Below are 13014 nucleotides of genomic sequence, written 5' to 3' on the forward strand. Positions count from 1 at the left end.
ATTACACCTCCATAACAAGCAGCTCAGGATTGGCGAGCAGCTGTTTGATATAGTTCATGAAGTTTTGTGCTGTTGCGCCGTCGATAATGCGATGGTCGAAGCTCAGGGACAGTGCCATGACAGGAGCTGCCACAATTTCACCATTTTTCACGACAGGTTTTTCACTGATGCGGCCTGTTCCGAGGATAGCCACTTCAGGGAAGTTGATGATTGGTGTAAAGAACATGCCGCCTGCAGAACCGATGTTGGTGATGGAAATGGTGCTTCCTTTCATCTCTGCAGGAGTCAGCTTGCCTTCACGACCGCGGGAAGCGAGATCGCGGATGGCATCAGCGATCATCCAGATGCTCTTGCGGTCCGCATCTTTAATGACCGGCACGATCAGACCGTTATCTGTATCTGTCGCAATACCGATGTTGTAGTATTTTTTGTATACAATTTCGTTCGCTTCTTCATCGATCATGGCATTCAGAGCCGGGAACTGACGGGAAGCTGCAACGAGCGCCTTCACGATAAATGGCAGGTACGTTACTTTTACACCTTTCTTCTCGGCGATCGGCTTCATGCGGGTACGGAATGCCACCAGCTCGGTTACGTCCACTTCGTCCATAAGTGTAACATGCGGAGCCGTATAAGCGGATTTAACCATCGCATTGGAGATCGCTTTACGGATGCCTTTGAACGGCACGCGTTCTTCTTCAAGACGCTGATCAGCCGCTGCTGGAGCTGCAGCTTTCTGAGCCGCCGGCTTCGCTGCTGCAGGCGCTGCCGCTTGTGCAGCCGGAGCTGCTGCCGCAGGAGCCGCTTGGCCACCGCCGTTTTTGAAGGCTTGAACGTCTTCTTTGGTTACTTTGCCGTTTTTGCCGCTTCCGTTCACAAGGGAAATATCCACGCCTTGCTCACGGGCAAATTTACGAACACTAGGTGTAGCAAGCACTTCTTTGTTGGATGCTGCCGCAGGAGCAGGAGCTGCTTTAGCTGCAGCAGGCGCTTCGGCAGCGGCTGGAGCTGCTGCTCCGCCTTCCTGTTCAGGAAGCTCGCCTTCTGCGTCGATAATGGCAACGACTTGACCTACATGGAACACATCGCCGTCCTTCGCGAACACTTCAGCAACGGTTCCGTTCACAGGACAAGGAACTTCCACAACAGCCTTGTCGTTCTGTACTTCCATAATAATGTCGTCGTCTGTTACTTTATCCCCTGGCTTGATGTGCATTTTGATGATTTCACCTTCATGCAGACCTTCGCCCAGCTCAGGGAACTTGTATTCAAACTTGGAGCTTCCGGAAGCGGCAGGGTTAGCTGTTGCAGGAGAAGATGTTGTGTCGGCTCCGCCTTGAGCGGCATCCTTCTCCTGTACGGCATGGCTGCCTGCGGTTGCTTCTTCCTGTTCAGGCACATCGCCTTCCGCATCGATGATCGCTACAACCTGGCCAACGTTAAACACGTCGCCGTCTTTCGCGAACACTTCTTTCACTGTACCGTTTACCGGACAAGGAACCTCTACGACAGCTTTATCATTTTGCACTTCCATGATGATGTCGTCGTCTGTCACCTTATCGCCGGGTTTGATATGCATCTTGATGATTTCGCCTTCGTGCAGACCTTCACCAAGCTCCGGGAATTTGTATTCAAAATTTGCCACGTTCAAAACCTCCCAATTTAATCCGGGTTCATCCATTCCCTGCTTTCATCGCCGGGAACAGCCAAAACCCTCTTACTGTGAGCTCTAATTAAAATTCCAACACTTTGTTGACACCGTCAATGATGCGGGCAGGGGTTGGAAGCCAGGTATCCTCGATTTGCGCAAAAGGATAAATCGTATCCGGCGGAGCAATACGCAGCACAGGAGCTTCGAGATGAAGAATGGCTTTTTCATTGATTTGGGCAACGACCTCAGCGCCTACACCGGCACTCTTCTGCGCTTCCTGCACCACGATGGCACGGTTGGTTTTCTTGATCGAGGCTACGATGGTGTCGATGTCGATCGGGGCGACCGTACGCAGGTCGATGACTTCCACTTTGATGCCTTTTGTTTTCTCAAGCTCTTCAGCAGCCTTGATAGAAGTGTGAACCATCATGCCATAAGTAATGATTGTAACATCAGAGCCTTCACGAACCACTTTCGCTTTACCCAGTTCAACCGTGTAGTCACCCTCTGGCACTTCATCGCGGAATGCATGGTAAAGGTTCAAGTGCTCCATGAAAAATACAGGGTCGTTATCGCGGATCGCTGCGATCATCAGACCTTTGGCATCGTAAGGATTGGATGGGATAACGACCTTGATGCCCGGAGTCTGAGCCAGCAGACCTTCCAACGCGTCTGTATGCAGCTCAGCCGCTTTTACGCCGCCGCCGTAAGGTGTACGGAATACGATCGGGGAGTTGTAGCGACCGCCGGAACGGTAACGCATGCGTGCCGCTTGAACGGCCATTTGGTCAAGAGCTTCAAAAATAAAGCCAACAAACTGGATTTCTGCCACAGGACGGAAACCCTGGATACCCAAACCTACCGCAAGGCCGCCAATTGCGGATTCAGCCAGCGGCGTATCGAATACGCGCTCTTCGCCAAACTCCTTCTGCAAACCTTCTGTAGCGCGGAACACGCCGCCTACATTACCTACGTCTTCACCGAAAAGAATGACGTTCGGATCACGCTTCAGTTCAACGCGCAGCGCGTCGCGAATCGCTTCTTTCATGTTCATTTGTGCCATTGCTTCATATCCTCCTTAAACATTAACAGATCACATTCGTACCTTATCCATCATGAACCGACCGGCTGCGTTCCCGGTCAGGTTAAAGCGGTGCTTTATTGAAAATCAGCTTTTTGTTCTTCCAGGTGCTTCGGCGTATGCTCGAACATGCTGTCAATCAGGCCCGGAACCGTCATTTTCTCGGTTTTCTCGGCTTTCTTGATCTCCTCGTTAACTTTCGCCTTGGCTTCTTCTTTCACACGCTCAGTGTCCTCTTGCGTCCACAGGCCTTTTTTCTCAAGATACTTGGCCAACCGTGCAATCGGATCCTTCTCGCTCCACTGTCCTTCTTCTTCTTTCGTACGGTATTTGCTGGCATCGTCGGAAAGGGAGTGCGGACGGAAACGGTAAGTGACCGCTTCAATCAGTGTAGCGCCTTCACCATTGCGCCCACGTTCAGCCGCTTCCTGAACCGCTTTGATGACTGCGAGCACGTCCATGCCGTCAATTTTTACACCTTTGATACCGGCCGCAACCGCTTTATGAGCGATGGACAGGGCTGCTGTCTGCTTGGAGAATGGCGTAGTAATGGCATAACCGTTGTTTTGCACAAAGAAAATAACCGGAAGCTTGTAAACCCCAGCATAGTTCAGACCTTCGTAGAAATCGCCCTCGGAGGAGCCACCGTCGCCCGTGTATGTAATGACGACTTGTTTTTGCTTTTTGAGCTTGAAGCCCATTGCAATACCCATAGCGTGCAGGATTTGTGCCCCGATAATAATCTGCGGCATCAATACGTTAACACCTTCAGGAATTTGACCGCCATGCTGATGGCCGCGAGAATACAGGAATGCTTGATACAGCGGCAGACCATGCCATACGATTTGCGGCATATCACGGTAGCCTGGTGCGATAAAGTCTTCTTTCTCCAGCGCGTACTCACTGCCAACCATCGTTGCTTCCTGGCCGGATACCGGGGCATAGAAGCCGAGGCGGCCCTGGCGGCCAAGGTTAACGGCGCGGTCATCCCAGGTGCGGGTAAATACCATGCGGTACATAATTTCTTTCAATTGATCGTCAGTAAGCTTAGGCATCTTCTTTTCATTAATAATTTCACCTTCCGGCGAAAGCACGGAAAGAGCTTCCACTTCCTCCGTGTACACTTCGTAAGGAACCTTGCTCATTTTCTTCACCTCAACAAAAAATTTGAATATCAAGTTCCGCTGTTATAGAATTATTATACACCTGTTTTACCTCTCGAGTCAAAGATATCCGCCATTTTTATTTGTTTTGTGCAAATGGTGTATGTATAACAGGTATCGAAATTTAATATAACAGCATAGTACATCTTTTAAAATTTAACCAGTCTTTGCAACCACGGTTATCTTAACTTATTGTGATCATGATTGCAAAAAAATACCCGCGAAAGGTGACGAAGCATGACGGATTCCCGCTACCTGAAAAGAACGATTCTCAAAGATGAAATCCAGAGCCGGTTTTTGAACGCAAAACGCAATCTCCGAATCTATCTTCCGCCTGGCTATAACGAGATTTTGAGTTACCCTGTTGTCTACTGCCAAGACGGAGAGGAATTTTTCAACTTCGGGCGAATTGCCACCCATGCCAACCAGCTTATTCTGGATGAAGGGGTGGAACCATTCATCATTGTAGGTGTAGAAGTCGATACCTCCATCCGGACACAGGAGTACGCTCCCTTTGGCAGCCTGTTTGAGGCCTATACCTCCTGCTTTGCCAAGGAAATCGTTCCTTATATTGAAGACAAGTATCCGATCAGACAAGAAACCTCTGAGCGAGTGCTTGCCGGGGATTCCCTCGGCGGCAGCGTCTCGCTGCACCTGGCCCTGATGTACCCCGAGCTGTTCACAAGGGTAATCAGCCTGTCCGGCGCCTACTACGAGAAATCACGCGAGCTTATCGCCCGTGAACAGGACTTGTCCTATCTGGAAGTCTGGATGACCGTCGGCCTGCAGGAAACGGAATTTCAAAGCGATTCCGGAACCTATGATTTTGTCGATATTAACCGTAAGACGGCAGACCTGCTCAGAGAACGGGGCGCTACGGTTTCCTATCGCGAGAAGGACGGCAAGCATATTTGGGGCTTCTGGCAGAACGAGCTGCCCGGCGCGCTGAGCTATTTTCTCGGACTGGCATAATAAGCATGGTTTACCTACCAATACCCGCTGCACAGTCCTCCATAACGTCAAATTTTGCAGAAATTTGCAAACTTGTTCGGCAGCCCCCCTGTCCCGGTCTATTGGCCGGGATATTATTTTCTCCGGCCTCCAACTCATGGTTGCGCTTTCATCCAAACAACAGAAAAAACGGCACTGCTGCCGTTTATCCCTTTTGTCATCATACGACCATATTATAGCTTTTCGCTTACAATCTTGTCCAGAAGGACCTCGCACCCCAGATCAATTAATCTGTAGGTCTCCTCGAAGTTGCCTGTAAAATACGGGTCAGGAACCTCGCGGAGCGGCTCACCGGGGAGCAGATCCATGAATTTCAGGATTTCCGCATCCTCTCCCCCCTGAAGCCTGCGCAGGTTTTGCTCATTGGAATCGTCCATGCAAATGATATAGTCAAATTGCTCAAAATCCTGCGTCTGCATCTGCCGGGCAATCAGCCCTTCGCTGCTTATTCCATGCAGCTTGAGCTGCTTGAGTGTTCCTTCATGCGGCGGCTTGCCGATGTGCCAGTTGCCCGTTCCGGCTGAATCGGTTTCAATGGCCCCCTGCAGCCCTCGCAGTGCGGCCTTGTGCCTTAACACAGCTTCCGCCATGGGAGATCTGCAAATATTGCCCAGACATACAAATAATACTCGAATCATGCTTCTTTTCCTCTCTGAACCCGCCAGTCAACCGCTCCCGGCTCTGTTTCCGATGCACGGCGCAGCGATCGCCGCGGAAGTTTCCATTTATAATACACTGAAAGCATACGAAATACTACAACGCCTATAAAAAGCACGATCAGCTCTGCCGGGCGGTCCGCTAATCCGGTTCCTACCGCCAGTCCGGCCAGCATGGCCCATACGGCATAAATCTCGTCCCGCAGCACGAGCGGCTTGCGTCCGGCCAGCAGGTCGCGAATCATACCGCCCCCCGTTCCTGTCAGGAAAGCGGCAACCACGGCGGCAATGACAGGATGGTTCATCTGGGTGGCATACAGCGCCCCCTGAATCGCAAATGCGGCCAGACCGACGGCATCGAACAGCGCTTCTGTTCGTTTCCAGTGCCTGATCCATTCATAAGGCAGCATAAATGCGATAACTATGGAAATGACGGCCAGCGTAATGAGCATTCCCTGGCTCCAAAGCGTAGTCACCGGAACGCCAATGAGAATGTTGCGGATGACTCCTCCCCCGAATGCCGTCACCAGCCCCAGCACAAGCACTCCCAAAATATCGTATTCTTCCTCCATCGCCACTATTGCCCCGGACATGGCAAAGGCAATCGTACCGATAATGCTGAACCATTCAAAGATGTGTAATTCCAACGGCTTGCTTCTCTCCCTTTCTCTCCTGTCTGCCTGTTTTTGTAAAATCCCTTACTTTGCCTGTCAAGTTTTGCACTTCCCCATTGTAGCGAATCCAAGGGAATTTGTGCAAGCGATAATTATCCAGGTTATACTAATATATAGTGTAATTTTTTACAGAGGAGATGTGGCGGATGAGCACCAGAAGAGCAATCATATTTTCCGGCGGAGCACTGTCCTCGGATGACTGGTCTGAAATCAGGGACGGCGACTTGATTATCGGCGCGGACAGCGGGGCGTTATATCTGTTGGAGCACGGAGTCCATCCTGATATCGCGGTGGGCGATTTCGATTCCGTTCTGCCGGAGCAGTTGGTCAAGATCGAGGAATACAGCAAGCGTCTCATCAGCTGTGATCCTGTCCACAAGGATCTTACCGACACGGAGCTTGCGCTTGAGCTGGCGATTGAAGAGCAGATCGGGGAGGTGCTGCTCCTTGGCGCTACCGGTACCAGAATGGATCATACACTTGCCAATTTGCAAATGCTGCTGCGCGCCATGCAGCATCATATCCACTGTGTCATCCAGGATGCGCACAACCGGATCATGCTTACAGGCACGGAAGCCGTCATAGAGGACAGGGGATATACCTACACTTCCCTGCTGCCGATGACAACTGAAGTAACAGGCATCAATCTTGAAGGCTTTATGTACCCGCTGGTGAACGCAACCCTTAAAATGGGACAATCCCGGGGCGTTAGCAACCGTCTGACCGCACCCCCCGGAAAGGTTTCCGTCGAGAGCGGCATACTGCTTATCATCCAGAGCAAAGATTGATTACATTTCTATATTGATTACATTTTTATAATGAATTATTACATTTTTGTAATCTTATTTTTAGCGGATGCGCACGTGGCAAAAAAGTCTAAAAACCTTGAATCAGCAAGGTTTTTAGACTTTTTTTGTTTACCCACTTCCTTACCGCTTCATCCTTTTACAGTAATTTTAACAGTTTTTTAATAATCACACTCAAAGCCTTGACGGACAAGGGACGAGCCCGGTTTCCCTAAATGTTGGAAGGTTACAAAACTGTTATACTCAGTCCTGCAAGAGGGCAAGCATTCATCACGAATGACTAATACTTTTGGAGGTACAAATATACCATGAATTTCAATAGCTTGTTCAAGAAAGTTATCTCTGTCGGGATCGTTGCTTCCATCGGCTTTGGAGCCGTCGCAGCATTCGAAGCTCCAAGCGTACAGGCGGCTTCCGCCACAGCAGTATCCCAAGGTCAACAAGTCGTTAATTATGGCAAACAATACATGGGCACTCCATATGACTTCGGAGCTACCACCGCCACGACGAAAAAATTTGACTGCTCTTCCTTCATGAAACACATCTTCGGACATTATGGAGTGAATCTCCCACGCACTTCCGCTCAGCAATCGAAGGAAGGCACATATGTCTCGAAATCCAATCTGCGCGCCGGCGATCTGGTGTTCTTCTCCAGCGGCAGCCGCGCTAACGGCAAAAACGTAACGCACGTTGCCGTATATGCAGGAAACGGTAAAATTCTGCACACTTACGGTTCGCCAGGCGTAACCATCTCCGATTTGAACAAAGGCAACTGGAAGAGAACCTATCTGTTCGCACGCCGTGTATTGTAATTCATATATATAAAAGGGATGTCCAAAAGGTCTAGTACCTTGGACATCCCTTTTGTATGCTGTGAGACGCTGTCTAGTCCGTTCTTCCTGATGCCATACCGAAATCGGCTTATGACGCGGAATCGGAATTTCCTGCTGCAGGCTCCTGAAGAAGGTAACCCACACCGCGTACCGTACGTATCAGCTTATGCTTATGTCCATAATCAATCTTGAGCCGAAGATGCCGTATATATACATCCACTACATTGGTGTCCGCTATATATTCATGCCTCCATACATGCTTCAGAATCCGCTGTCTGCTGCAGGCCTGATTTACGTGCAGTGCAAGATACCACAGGAGCTCGAACTCCTTCGCCGTCAGCACGATCTGCTCTTCTCCTCGTCTTACGATCCGCAGCCCCCTGTCAATCGTCAAATCCGCCACCCTGATGCGGCTGTTCATTTGAATGGCGCCGCGAAAGATGAGGAGCAAATTTTTAATGCGGGCAAGCAGCACTTTTTCCGGCACTTCCCCCGCCACCACGTCATGAGCCCCCCGGTCAAAGCATTGAACGATCTTATCGGCATCCCAGGAATCCGTTATCATGATGATGGGAATCCGCCTTATTTCATCATTGATCCCAAGCAGCAACCGATCCGCCCCCAACGAGGGCAGCTCCGCGTCGAGCAGCAGCAGCTGGAATTCCAGGTTTTCCACACGATCCGCAGCTTCCTGTGCGCTATGCAGATGGATTACACGATATCCCGCTTCCCGCAAACCTTCCCGCATTTGTTCCCGGCTCTCCCCGCCAACAAGCAAAATACATTCCTCCATGCGTCACCTGTTTTCCGCTGCTCTGAAAGCAGCCTGGCGATATCTATGAACCCATCCATAGTTTGGGGAATCCGCAAGGAATACATGTATCAGGGCAAAAAGGGAATTACAGGATTTTAGCCAAAATAACGATGATAGAGCACACGGGCTTCCGCTATATCGTTCGTGCCGTGAATGAGCGTGCGGCCGTCTTCAAAAACAACCATCCGGTGTTTGCCAGTAGCAAAGGAAACGAGAAAAGGGTTGCTCTCCACCAGTCCGTCCCCCGTGGCGGCCAGACGAACAGCGGTCGCTTCCAGATCGAGCTTGGCGCGGCGGGCCGGGCGGATCTGCACCGTGTCCCTTCCGCACAGCACATCCGCCTTTTGCCGATTGGCGGCCATCAGATACGGATATACCCTGTTTTTCCCGCAGGAAGGGCAATCCTCCTTTTTGGCACCGGCCACGGAAATCGCTACGTTTTCGTTGCGCCACACATCAAAGGACAGCAGCTTGCCCCGCAGCGCCTCCTTGTGGCCGCTTAACAGCTTGAACGCTTCCGCCGTCTGATGGGCGGTCACCATCTGTACGGCCTGCGGAAGAATACCGACTGTGTCACAGGTATCCCCCCCGCCCGGGATCGTACCCAGCAGACAGTTCAGGCACGGCGTTTCTCCGGGAATAATGGTGAAGGTAATTCCATAACTGCCCACGCAGCCGCCATATATCCACGGCACACCGAGCTTTTGCGCCACATCGTTGATGATCAGTCTTGTATCAAAATTGTCGGTAGCATCCATGATGATATCCACATCCGCTGCCAGCTCTTCCAATGCTTCGCCATCGATATCAAGCACATGGGCATGGATGAGGCACTCGGAATTAATTTGCTCCAGGCGTCGCTTGGCCGCGATCGCTTTGGGCATCCGCTGCACCGCGTCCGACTCCGCAAAGAGCTGCTGCCGCTGCAAATTGCTCCACTCGACATAATCGCGGTCTGCGATGGTGACCGTGCCGATTCCTGAACGGACGAGCGTCTCGGTAATGCTTGTGCCAAGCGCCCCTGCTCCGATAATCAGCGCATGAGAAGCACGCAGCTTCCGCTGCCCCTCCCTGCCGAATGGCGCAAAGCGTTCCTGGCGTGAGTAGCGGTCGGCCGCGGCCTTTGCGGCTTCTGCAGCGGAGGGTTCGTAATCTGCCGGCACCGCTGTCTTGCGTTCATTCATTATGATGTAACCATCCCTTCTGTAGGGCTGCTTGCCGAAGCATAACGTTTAACGGGAATCATGCCCGCCTTGTACGCTTGTCTGCCCGCTTTTACCGCGAGCTTCATCGCCTCCGCCATGGCAACAGGGTCCCCCGCGCGGGACACTGCCGTATTCAGCAGTACCCCGTCCGAGCCCAGCTCCATCGCGCGCGCCGCATCGGCAGGCGAACGGATGCCGGCATCCACTATGACAGGAACCGAAGCCTGTTCGATAATGAGCTCCAATGTGTACGGATTGAGGATGCCCCGGCCCGAACCGATGGGGGAAGCCCCCGGCATGACGGCGTGTACGCCGAGCTGCTCCAGTCTTTTGGCCAATATAACATCGTCAGAAATGTAAGGAAGCACAATGAAGTCTTCAGCAAGCAGCATTTCACAAGCTTTTAGAGTCTCAATCGGATCGGGAAGCAGCGTTCTGTCATCCCCGATCACTTCGACTTTTATCATATCACATAAACCGGACGCCTTGGCCAGTCTGGCAATGCGGACAGCTTCAGCGGCGTTTGCCGCTCCTGCCGTATTGGGAAGCAGCGTGAAGCTGGACAGATTCAGCATGTCCAGGAAGTTTCCTTGTCCCTTCTCTTGCAAATTCAAGCGCCGTACGGCAAACGTAAGGATCTCGCTTTCCGAGGCCTGAACGGCCTTCAATTGCGTTTCAAGATCCGCAAACTTTCCTGTCCCGAGCAGCAGTCTTGATTTAAAGGTTTTATCTCCAATGTGCAGCATATTATCCGCCTCCCACAAAATGTACGATTTCAAGCTGATCCCCGTTCTTCAATGCGGTTTCGCCATGAACTTCCTTGGTCAATATGCGCCTGTTCAGCTCGACGACGACCGTCTTGACACGCAGGTCCAATGCATTCAGCAGTTGGTCCACATTGTGCACTTCCACATCAAAAATCATTTCCTGGCCATTAATAATAAGCCTCATCGCAATCCCTCCTCGGAAGCAACAGGCTGCCTTTTCATTCTTTCCGGAGACAAGGCCGTCAAATTTAACTGCTCCGCCGTACGGCCTGTCATCATCTCCGCGATGGCTTCCCCTGTCGCCGCACTCAGCAAAATTCCGTTGCGGTAATGTCCGCAAGCGGCGTAAAGGCCGGCAGTATCAGGGACGGGGCCTATGAAAGGGAGGCCATCCTCCGTCTGCGGCCTTAATCCCGACCATGCTCGCAGAAAAGACGACTCCCCGATGTCCGGCAGCCAGCCCGCAGCGCGGGACAGCAGCTGCATCAGTCCGCCTGCGGATACATCCGTTCCCCATTCGCGTGGCTTGCTCGTTGCACCAATCCACAGCTCCCCGTCCGGCTTTGGCACCAGATAAACATCCTCCCCATAAATGGTATACTTCAGCGGGCTCGCGGGCATAGTGACGGCAGCAACCTCTCCTTTGACAGGATACAGCCCCAGACTTAGGCCGTAGTTATTAAGCAGCTTTGATGCCCCAAGTCCTCCCGTAATCACAACATTCGGACAAGCAATGTCCCCCCTGCTCGTTCTTACACCGCGTATCGTTCCGTCGACGATCCGAATGCCTTCTGCTGTTGTGTCCGTCAGCAGTTCGGCACCATGCTTTTCCGCCCCCGCCACCAACGCCAGTGTAAGCCGCTGCGGAAGCAGCTGGGTTTCCCGCCTGCGGAACAAGCCCCCGAGCGCCTGTCCTGTCAAGCCGGGAATCCTTCTGGAAATCTCTGCGGCATCCCACCATTCCACGGCTGATCCATCTTTGTACCCGGCCATGGCCGACAAGCGTGCCGCCTCCTCCGGAGTCCGGGCAGGAAGGACGAAACCCGTGGTTGTATAACCAGTCACCAGTCCTGTCATCCCTTCAAGCTCCCGTACCAGCTCCCTGAACAGATTGCGGCTGCGCAACGCCAATGCGGCCAGCTGCGGGTGGGCAAAAGCCTCGCACTCCGCGGCCAGCATTCCGGCCGCCGCCCGTGTGGCCCCTTGTCCCGGGACCGATTTTTCGATCAGAATCGTTTTGAAGCCCCGCTTCGCCAGCTGATAGGCGATGGAGCTGCCGATCACTCCCGCACCGATCACAGCACAGTCTGCCGAATAGCCCATGTCGTTCCTCCTCCCATTTTCCTGTGTTCATCGGGATTCAACTGATCTGAAACACCCTGCTTCAAGTCATGAGCAAACTTCTGTATTCCTTTGCCGCCTCTGCCGGATTCTCCGCCTTCCAGATGCCTGACATCACAGCGATTCCTGATGCGCCTGCCCGCCTGATGTCCCGTACATGCCAAGGCTGAATGCCGCCAAGCGCGATAACCGGTATGGAGACGGCACGACAGAGCTCTTCCAGGCTGCTCAGCCCCCGCGGTGGCAGCCCGGGCTTGGAGGCGGTATCGTATATATGGCCGAACAGCACATAATCGGCCCCCGCCTGCTCCGCAGCCAGCGCTTCCGGCAGCGAGTGAACGGATGCCCCGCAGCGCAGCTCCGGAAATTTCCTCTTCACAAGCTGCAGCGGCAGGCTGTGAGAGGTGAGCTGTACCGTCCCGGCACCAAACAGCAGCGCCGCATCCACACGGTCATTGACTGCAAGTTTGGCCGGGGGGCAGCAGCCGCGCTCCGATACCGTGGACATATATACATACAGTTCCGCTGCGCTCAACCGTTTCTCCCGAATATGAAGCAGATCGATATCCGGTTCGAGCAGCCGCATGATGTCTGCCGTTCGCTCAGCGCTTTGACAGCCGTCCGTAATAAGATGAAGTTCCATTAGTTTGTTGCCTCCATGACAGTGATTCGGGAACGCCAAAAAGCCGCTTCCGGTCAGGAAGCGGCTGAACTTGAATGTTCACCGATTACAAGGAACAGCACCCCGCTCATAAGCGGGCCGCATTTGCTCCGTATTCGGCTAATGTCCACTTCCCTACGCTGGTATGATCCAGATCAGGTGCGAAGGGTCCGGAATGCATTTGTTCCGTCTCAGCCGCCAGCCGCGGCTCCCCCAGTGTGATACAGACTTGTTGAATCGCCTGTATGACTTTATATGCTTTTGTAATCCCATTTCATGGTAGCACAATCCGGTTCACTTGCCTAGACGTGCAGCACATTTCAGTCCGAAAAATCCAAAGCTGCACTTTTC

The 13014-nt window shown here is 52.5% G+C and carries 14 protein-coding genes and 1 riboswitch; of the genes, 3 read left to right on the plus strand and 11 right to left on the minus strand.

Annotated elements, in window-relative coordinates:
* Position 1: 1 nt before the first annotated feature.
* From ACI1P2_RS19500 to pdhA, 3 genes are all read right to left on the minus strand, one after another.
* Positions 2-1645: a 2-oxo acid dehydrogenase subunit E2 gene (locus ACI1P2_RS19500; RefSeq protein WP_355321716.1), complete on the minus strand. Its 1644-nt coding sequence runs from the start codon at positions 1643-1645 to the stop codon at positions 2-4.
* Positions 1646-1733: 88 nt separating this feature from the next.
* Complete coding sequence (locus ACI1P2_RS19505) at positions 1734-2714, minus strand: alpha-ketoacid dehydrogenase subunit beta (protein ID WP_355321718.1); 981 nt, start codon at positions 2712-2714, stop codon at positions 1734-1736.
* A 95-nt stretch (positions 2715-2809) separates the two neighbouring features.
* Complete coding sequence (gene pdhA / locus ACI1P2_RS19510; protein WP_355321884.1) at positions 2810-3877, minus strand: pyruvate dehydrogenase (acetyl-transferring) E1 component subunit alpha; 1068 nt, start codon at positions 3875-3877, stop codon at positions 2810-2812.
* Between the two features lie 255 nt (positions 3878-4132).
* Between pdhA and ACI1P2_RS19515 the strand changes: the two genes are divergently transcribed.
* The gene (locus ACI1P2_RS19515; protein ID WP_355321720.1) at positions 4133-4867 is read left to right on the plus strand and encodes an alpha/beta hydrolase; all 735 of its coding nucleotides are present in this window, start codon (positions 4133-4135) and stop codon (positions 4865-4867) included.
* A gap of 212 nt (positions 4868-5079) precedes the next feature.
* Here the strand turns inward: ACI1P2_RS19515 and ACI1P2_RS19520 are convergent, their stop codons facing one another.
* Positions 5080-5544, minus strand: coding sequence for a low molecular weight protein-tyrosine-phosphatase (locus tag ACI1P2_RS19520; RefSeq protein ID WP_355321722.1), 465 nt, complete (start codon positions 5542-5544; stop codon positions 5080-5082).
* Complete coding sequence (locus ACI1P2_RS19525) at positions 5541-6209, minus strand: trimeric intracellular cation channel family protein (RefSeq protein ID WP_355321724.1); 669 nt, start codon at positions 6207-6209, stop codon at positions 5541-5543. Before ACI1P2_RS19525 ends, ACI1P2_RS19520 begins: the two co-directional genes overlap by 4 nt.
* 173 nt (positions 6210-6382) lie before the next feature.
* On the opposite strand from ACI1P2_RS19525, the gene ACI1P2_RS19530 reads away from it, so the two are divergent.
* Both ACI1P2_RS19530 and ACI1P2_RS19535 read left to right on the plus strand, forming a co-directional pair.
* Positions 6383-7024, plus strand: coding sequence for a thiamine diphosphokinase (locus tag ACI1P2_RS19530; RefSeq protein ID WP_355321726.1), 642 nt, complete (start codon positions 6383-6385; stop codon positions 7022-7024).
* A 326-nt stretch (positions 7025-7350) separates the two neighbouring features.
* Entirely contained in the window at positions 7351-7854 is a 504-nt protein-coding gene (locus ACI1P2_RS19535; RefSeq protein ID WP_355321728.1) for a C40 family peptidase, read from the plus strand.
* Between the two features lie 109 nt (positions 7855-7963).
* On the opposite strand, the gene ACI1P2_RS19540 is transcribed toward ACI1P2_RS19535, so the two are convergent.
* The 6 genes from ACI1P2_RS19540 to ACI1P2_RS19565 form a co-directional block, all read right to left on the minus strand.
* Positions 7964-8668 carry a response regulator transcription factor gene (locus ACI1P2_RS19540; RefSeq protein ID WP_355321730.1) on the minus strand — a complete coding sequence of 235 codons (705 nt, stop codon included), beginning with the start codon at positions 8666-8668 and terminating at the stop codon, positions 7964-7966.
* A 116-nt stretch (positions 8669-8784) separates the two neighbouring features.
* A complete protein-coding gene (locus tag ACI1P2_RS19545) occupies positions 8785-9873 on the minus strand; it encodes a ThiF family adenylyltransferase (RefSeq protein WP_355321732.1) in 1089 nt (362 codons plus the stop codon).
* Positions 9873-10640, minus strand: a complete 768-nt coding sequence (locus ACI1P2_RS19550; RefSeq protein ID WP_355321734.1) for a thiazole synthase — start codon at positions 10638-10640, stop codon at positions 9873-9875. Before ACI1P2_RS19550 ends, ACI1P2_RS19545 begins: the two co-directional genes overlap by 1 nt.
* Before the next feature lies 1 nt (position 10641).
* Entirely contained in the window at positions 10642-10845 is a 204-nt protein-coding gene (thiS, locus tag ACI1P2_RS19555; protein WP_355321736.1) for a sulfur carrier protein ThiS, read from the minus strand.
* Complete coding sequence (gene thiO, locus ACI1P2_RS19560) at positions 10842-11984, minus strand: glycine oxidase ThiO (protein WP_355321738.1); 1143 nt, start codon at positions 11982-11984, stop codon at positions 10842-10844. Before thiO ends, thiS begins: the two co-directional genes overlap by 4 nt.
* Positions 11985-12045: 61 nt before the next feature.
* Positions 12046-12645, minus strand: a complete 600-nt coding sequence (locus tag ACI1P2_RS19565) for a thiamine phosphate synthase (protein WP_355321740.1) — start codon at positions 12643-12645, stop codon at positions 12046-12048.
* A gap of 133 nt (positions 12646-12778) precedes the next feature.
* Positions 12779-12888, minus strand: a riboswitch (TPP riboswitch).
* Positions 12889-13014 lie beyond the last annotated feature (126 nt).

The organism is Paenibacillus jiangxiensis, from assembly GCF_046098255.1.
Lineage (GTDB): Bacteria > Bacillota > Bacilli > Paenibacillales > Paenibacillaceae > Paenibacillus > Paenibacillus jiagnxiensis.

Bases quoted from the DNA above. Each gene is read 5' to 3' on its own strand.
- ACI1P2_RS19505 (WP_355321718.1), bottom strand. From the start codon at position 2,714: ATGGCACAAATGAACATGAAAGAAGCGATTCGCGACGCGCTGCGCGTT.
- ACI1P2_RS19545 (WP_355321732.1), bottom strand. From the start codon at position 9,873: ATGAATGAACGCAAGACAGCGGTGCCGGCAGATTACGAACCCTCCGCT.
- thiS (WP_355321736.1), bottom strand. From the start codon at position 10,845: ATGAGGCTTATTATTAATGGCCAGGAAATGATTTTTGATGTGGAAGTG.
- ACI1P2_RS19565 (WP_355321740.1), bottom strand. From the start codon at position 12,645: ATGGAACTTCATCTTATTACGGACGGCTGTCAAAGCGCTGAGCGAACG.
- ACI1P2_RS19540 (WP_355321730.1), bottom strand. From the start codon at position 8,668: ATGGAGGAATGTATTTTGCTTGTTGGCGGGGAGAGCCGGGAACAAATG.
- pdhA (WP_355321884.1), bottom strand. From the start codon at position 3,877: ATGAGCAAGGTTCCTTACGAAGTGTACACGGAGGAAGTGGAAGCTCTT.
- ACI1P2_RS19520 (WP_355321722.1), bottom strand. From the start codon at position 5,544: ATGATTCGAGTATTATTTGTATGTCTGGGCAATATTTGCAGATCTCCC.
- ACI1P2_RS19530 (WP_355321726.1), top strand. From the start codon at position 6,383: ATGAGCACCAGAAGAGCAATCATATTTTCCGGCGGAGCACTGTCCTCG.
- ACI1P2_RS19515 (WP_355321720.1), top strand. From the start codon at position 4,133: ATGACGGATTCCCGCTACCTGAAAAGAACGATTCTCAAAGATGAAATC.
- ACI1P2_RS19535 (WP_355321728.1), top strand. From the start codon at position 7,351: ATGAATTTCAATAGCTTGTTCAAGAAAGTTATCTCTGTCGGGATCGTT.
- ACI1P2_RS19550 (WP_355321734.1), bottom strand. From the start codon at position 10,640: ATGCTGCACATTGGAGATAAAACCTTTAAATCAAGACTGCTGCTCGGG.
- thiO (WP_355321738.1), bottom strand. From the start codon at position 11,984: ATGGGCTATTCGGCAGACTGTGCTGTGATCGGTGCGGGAGTGATCGGC.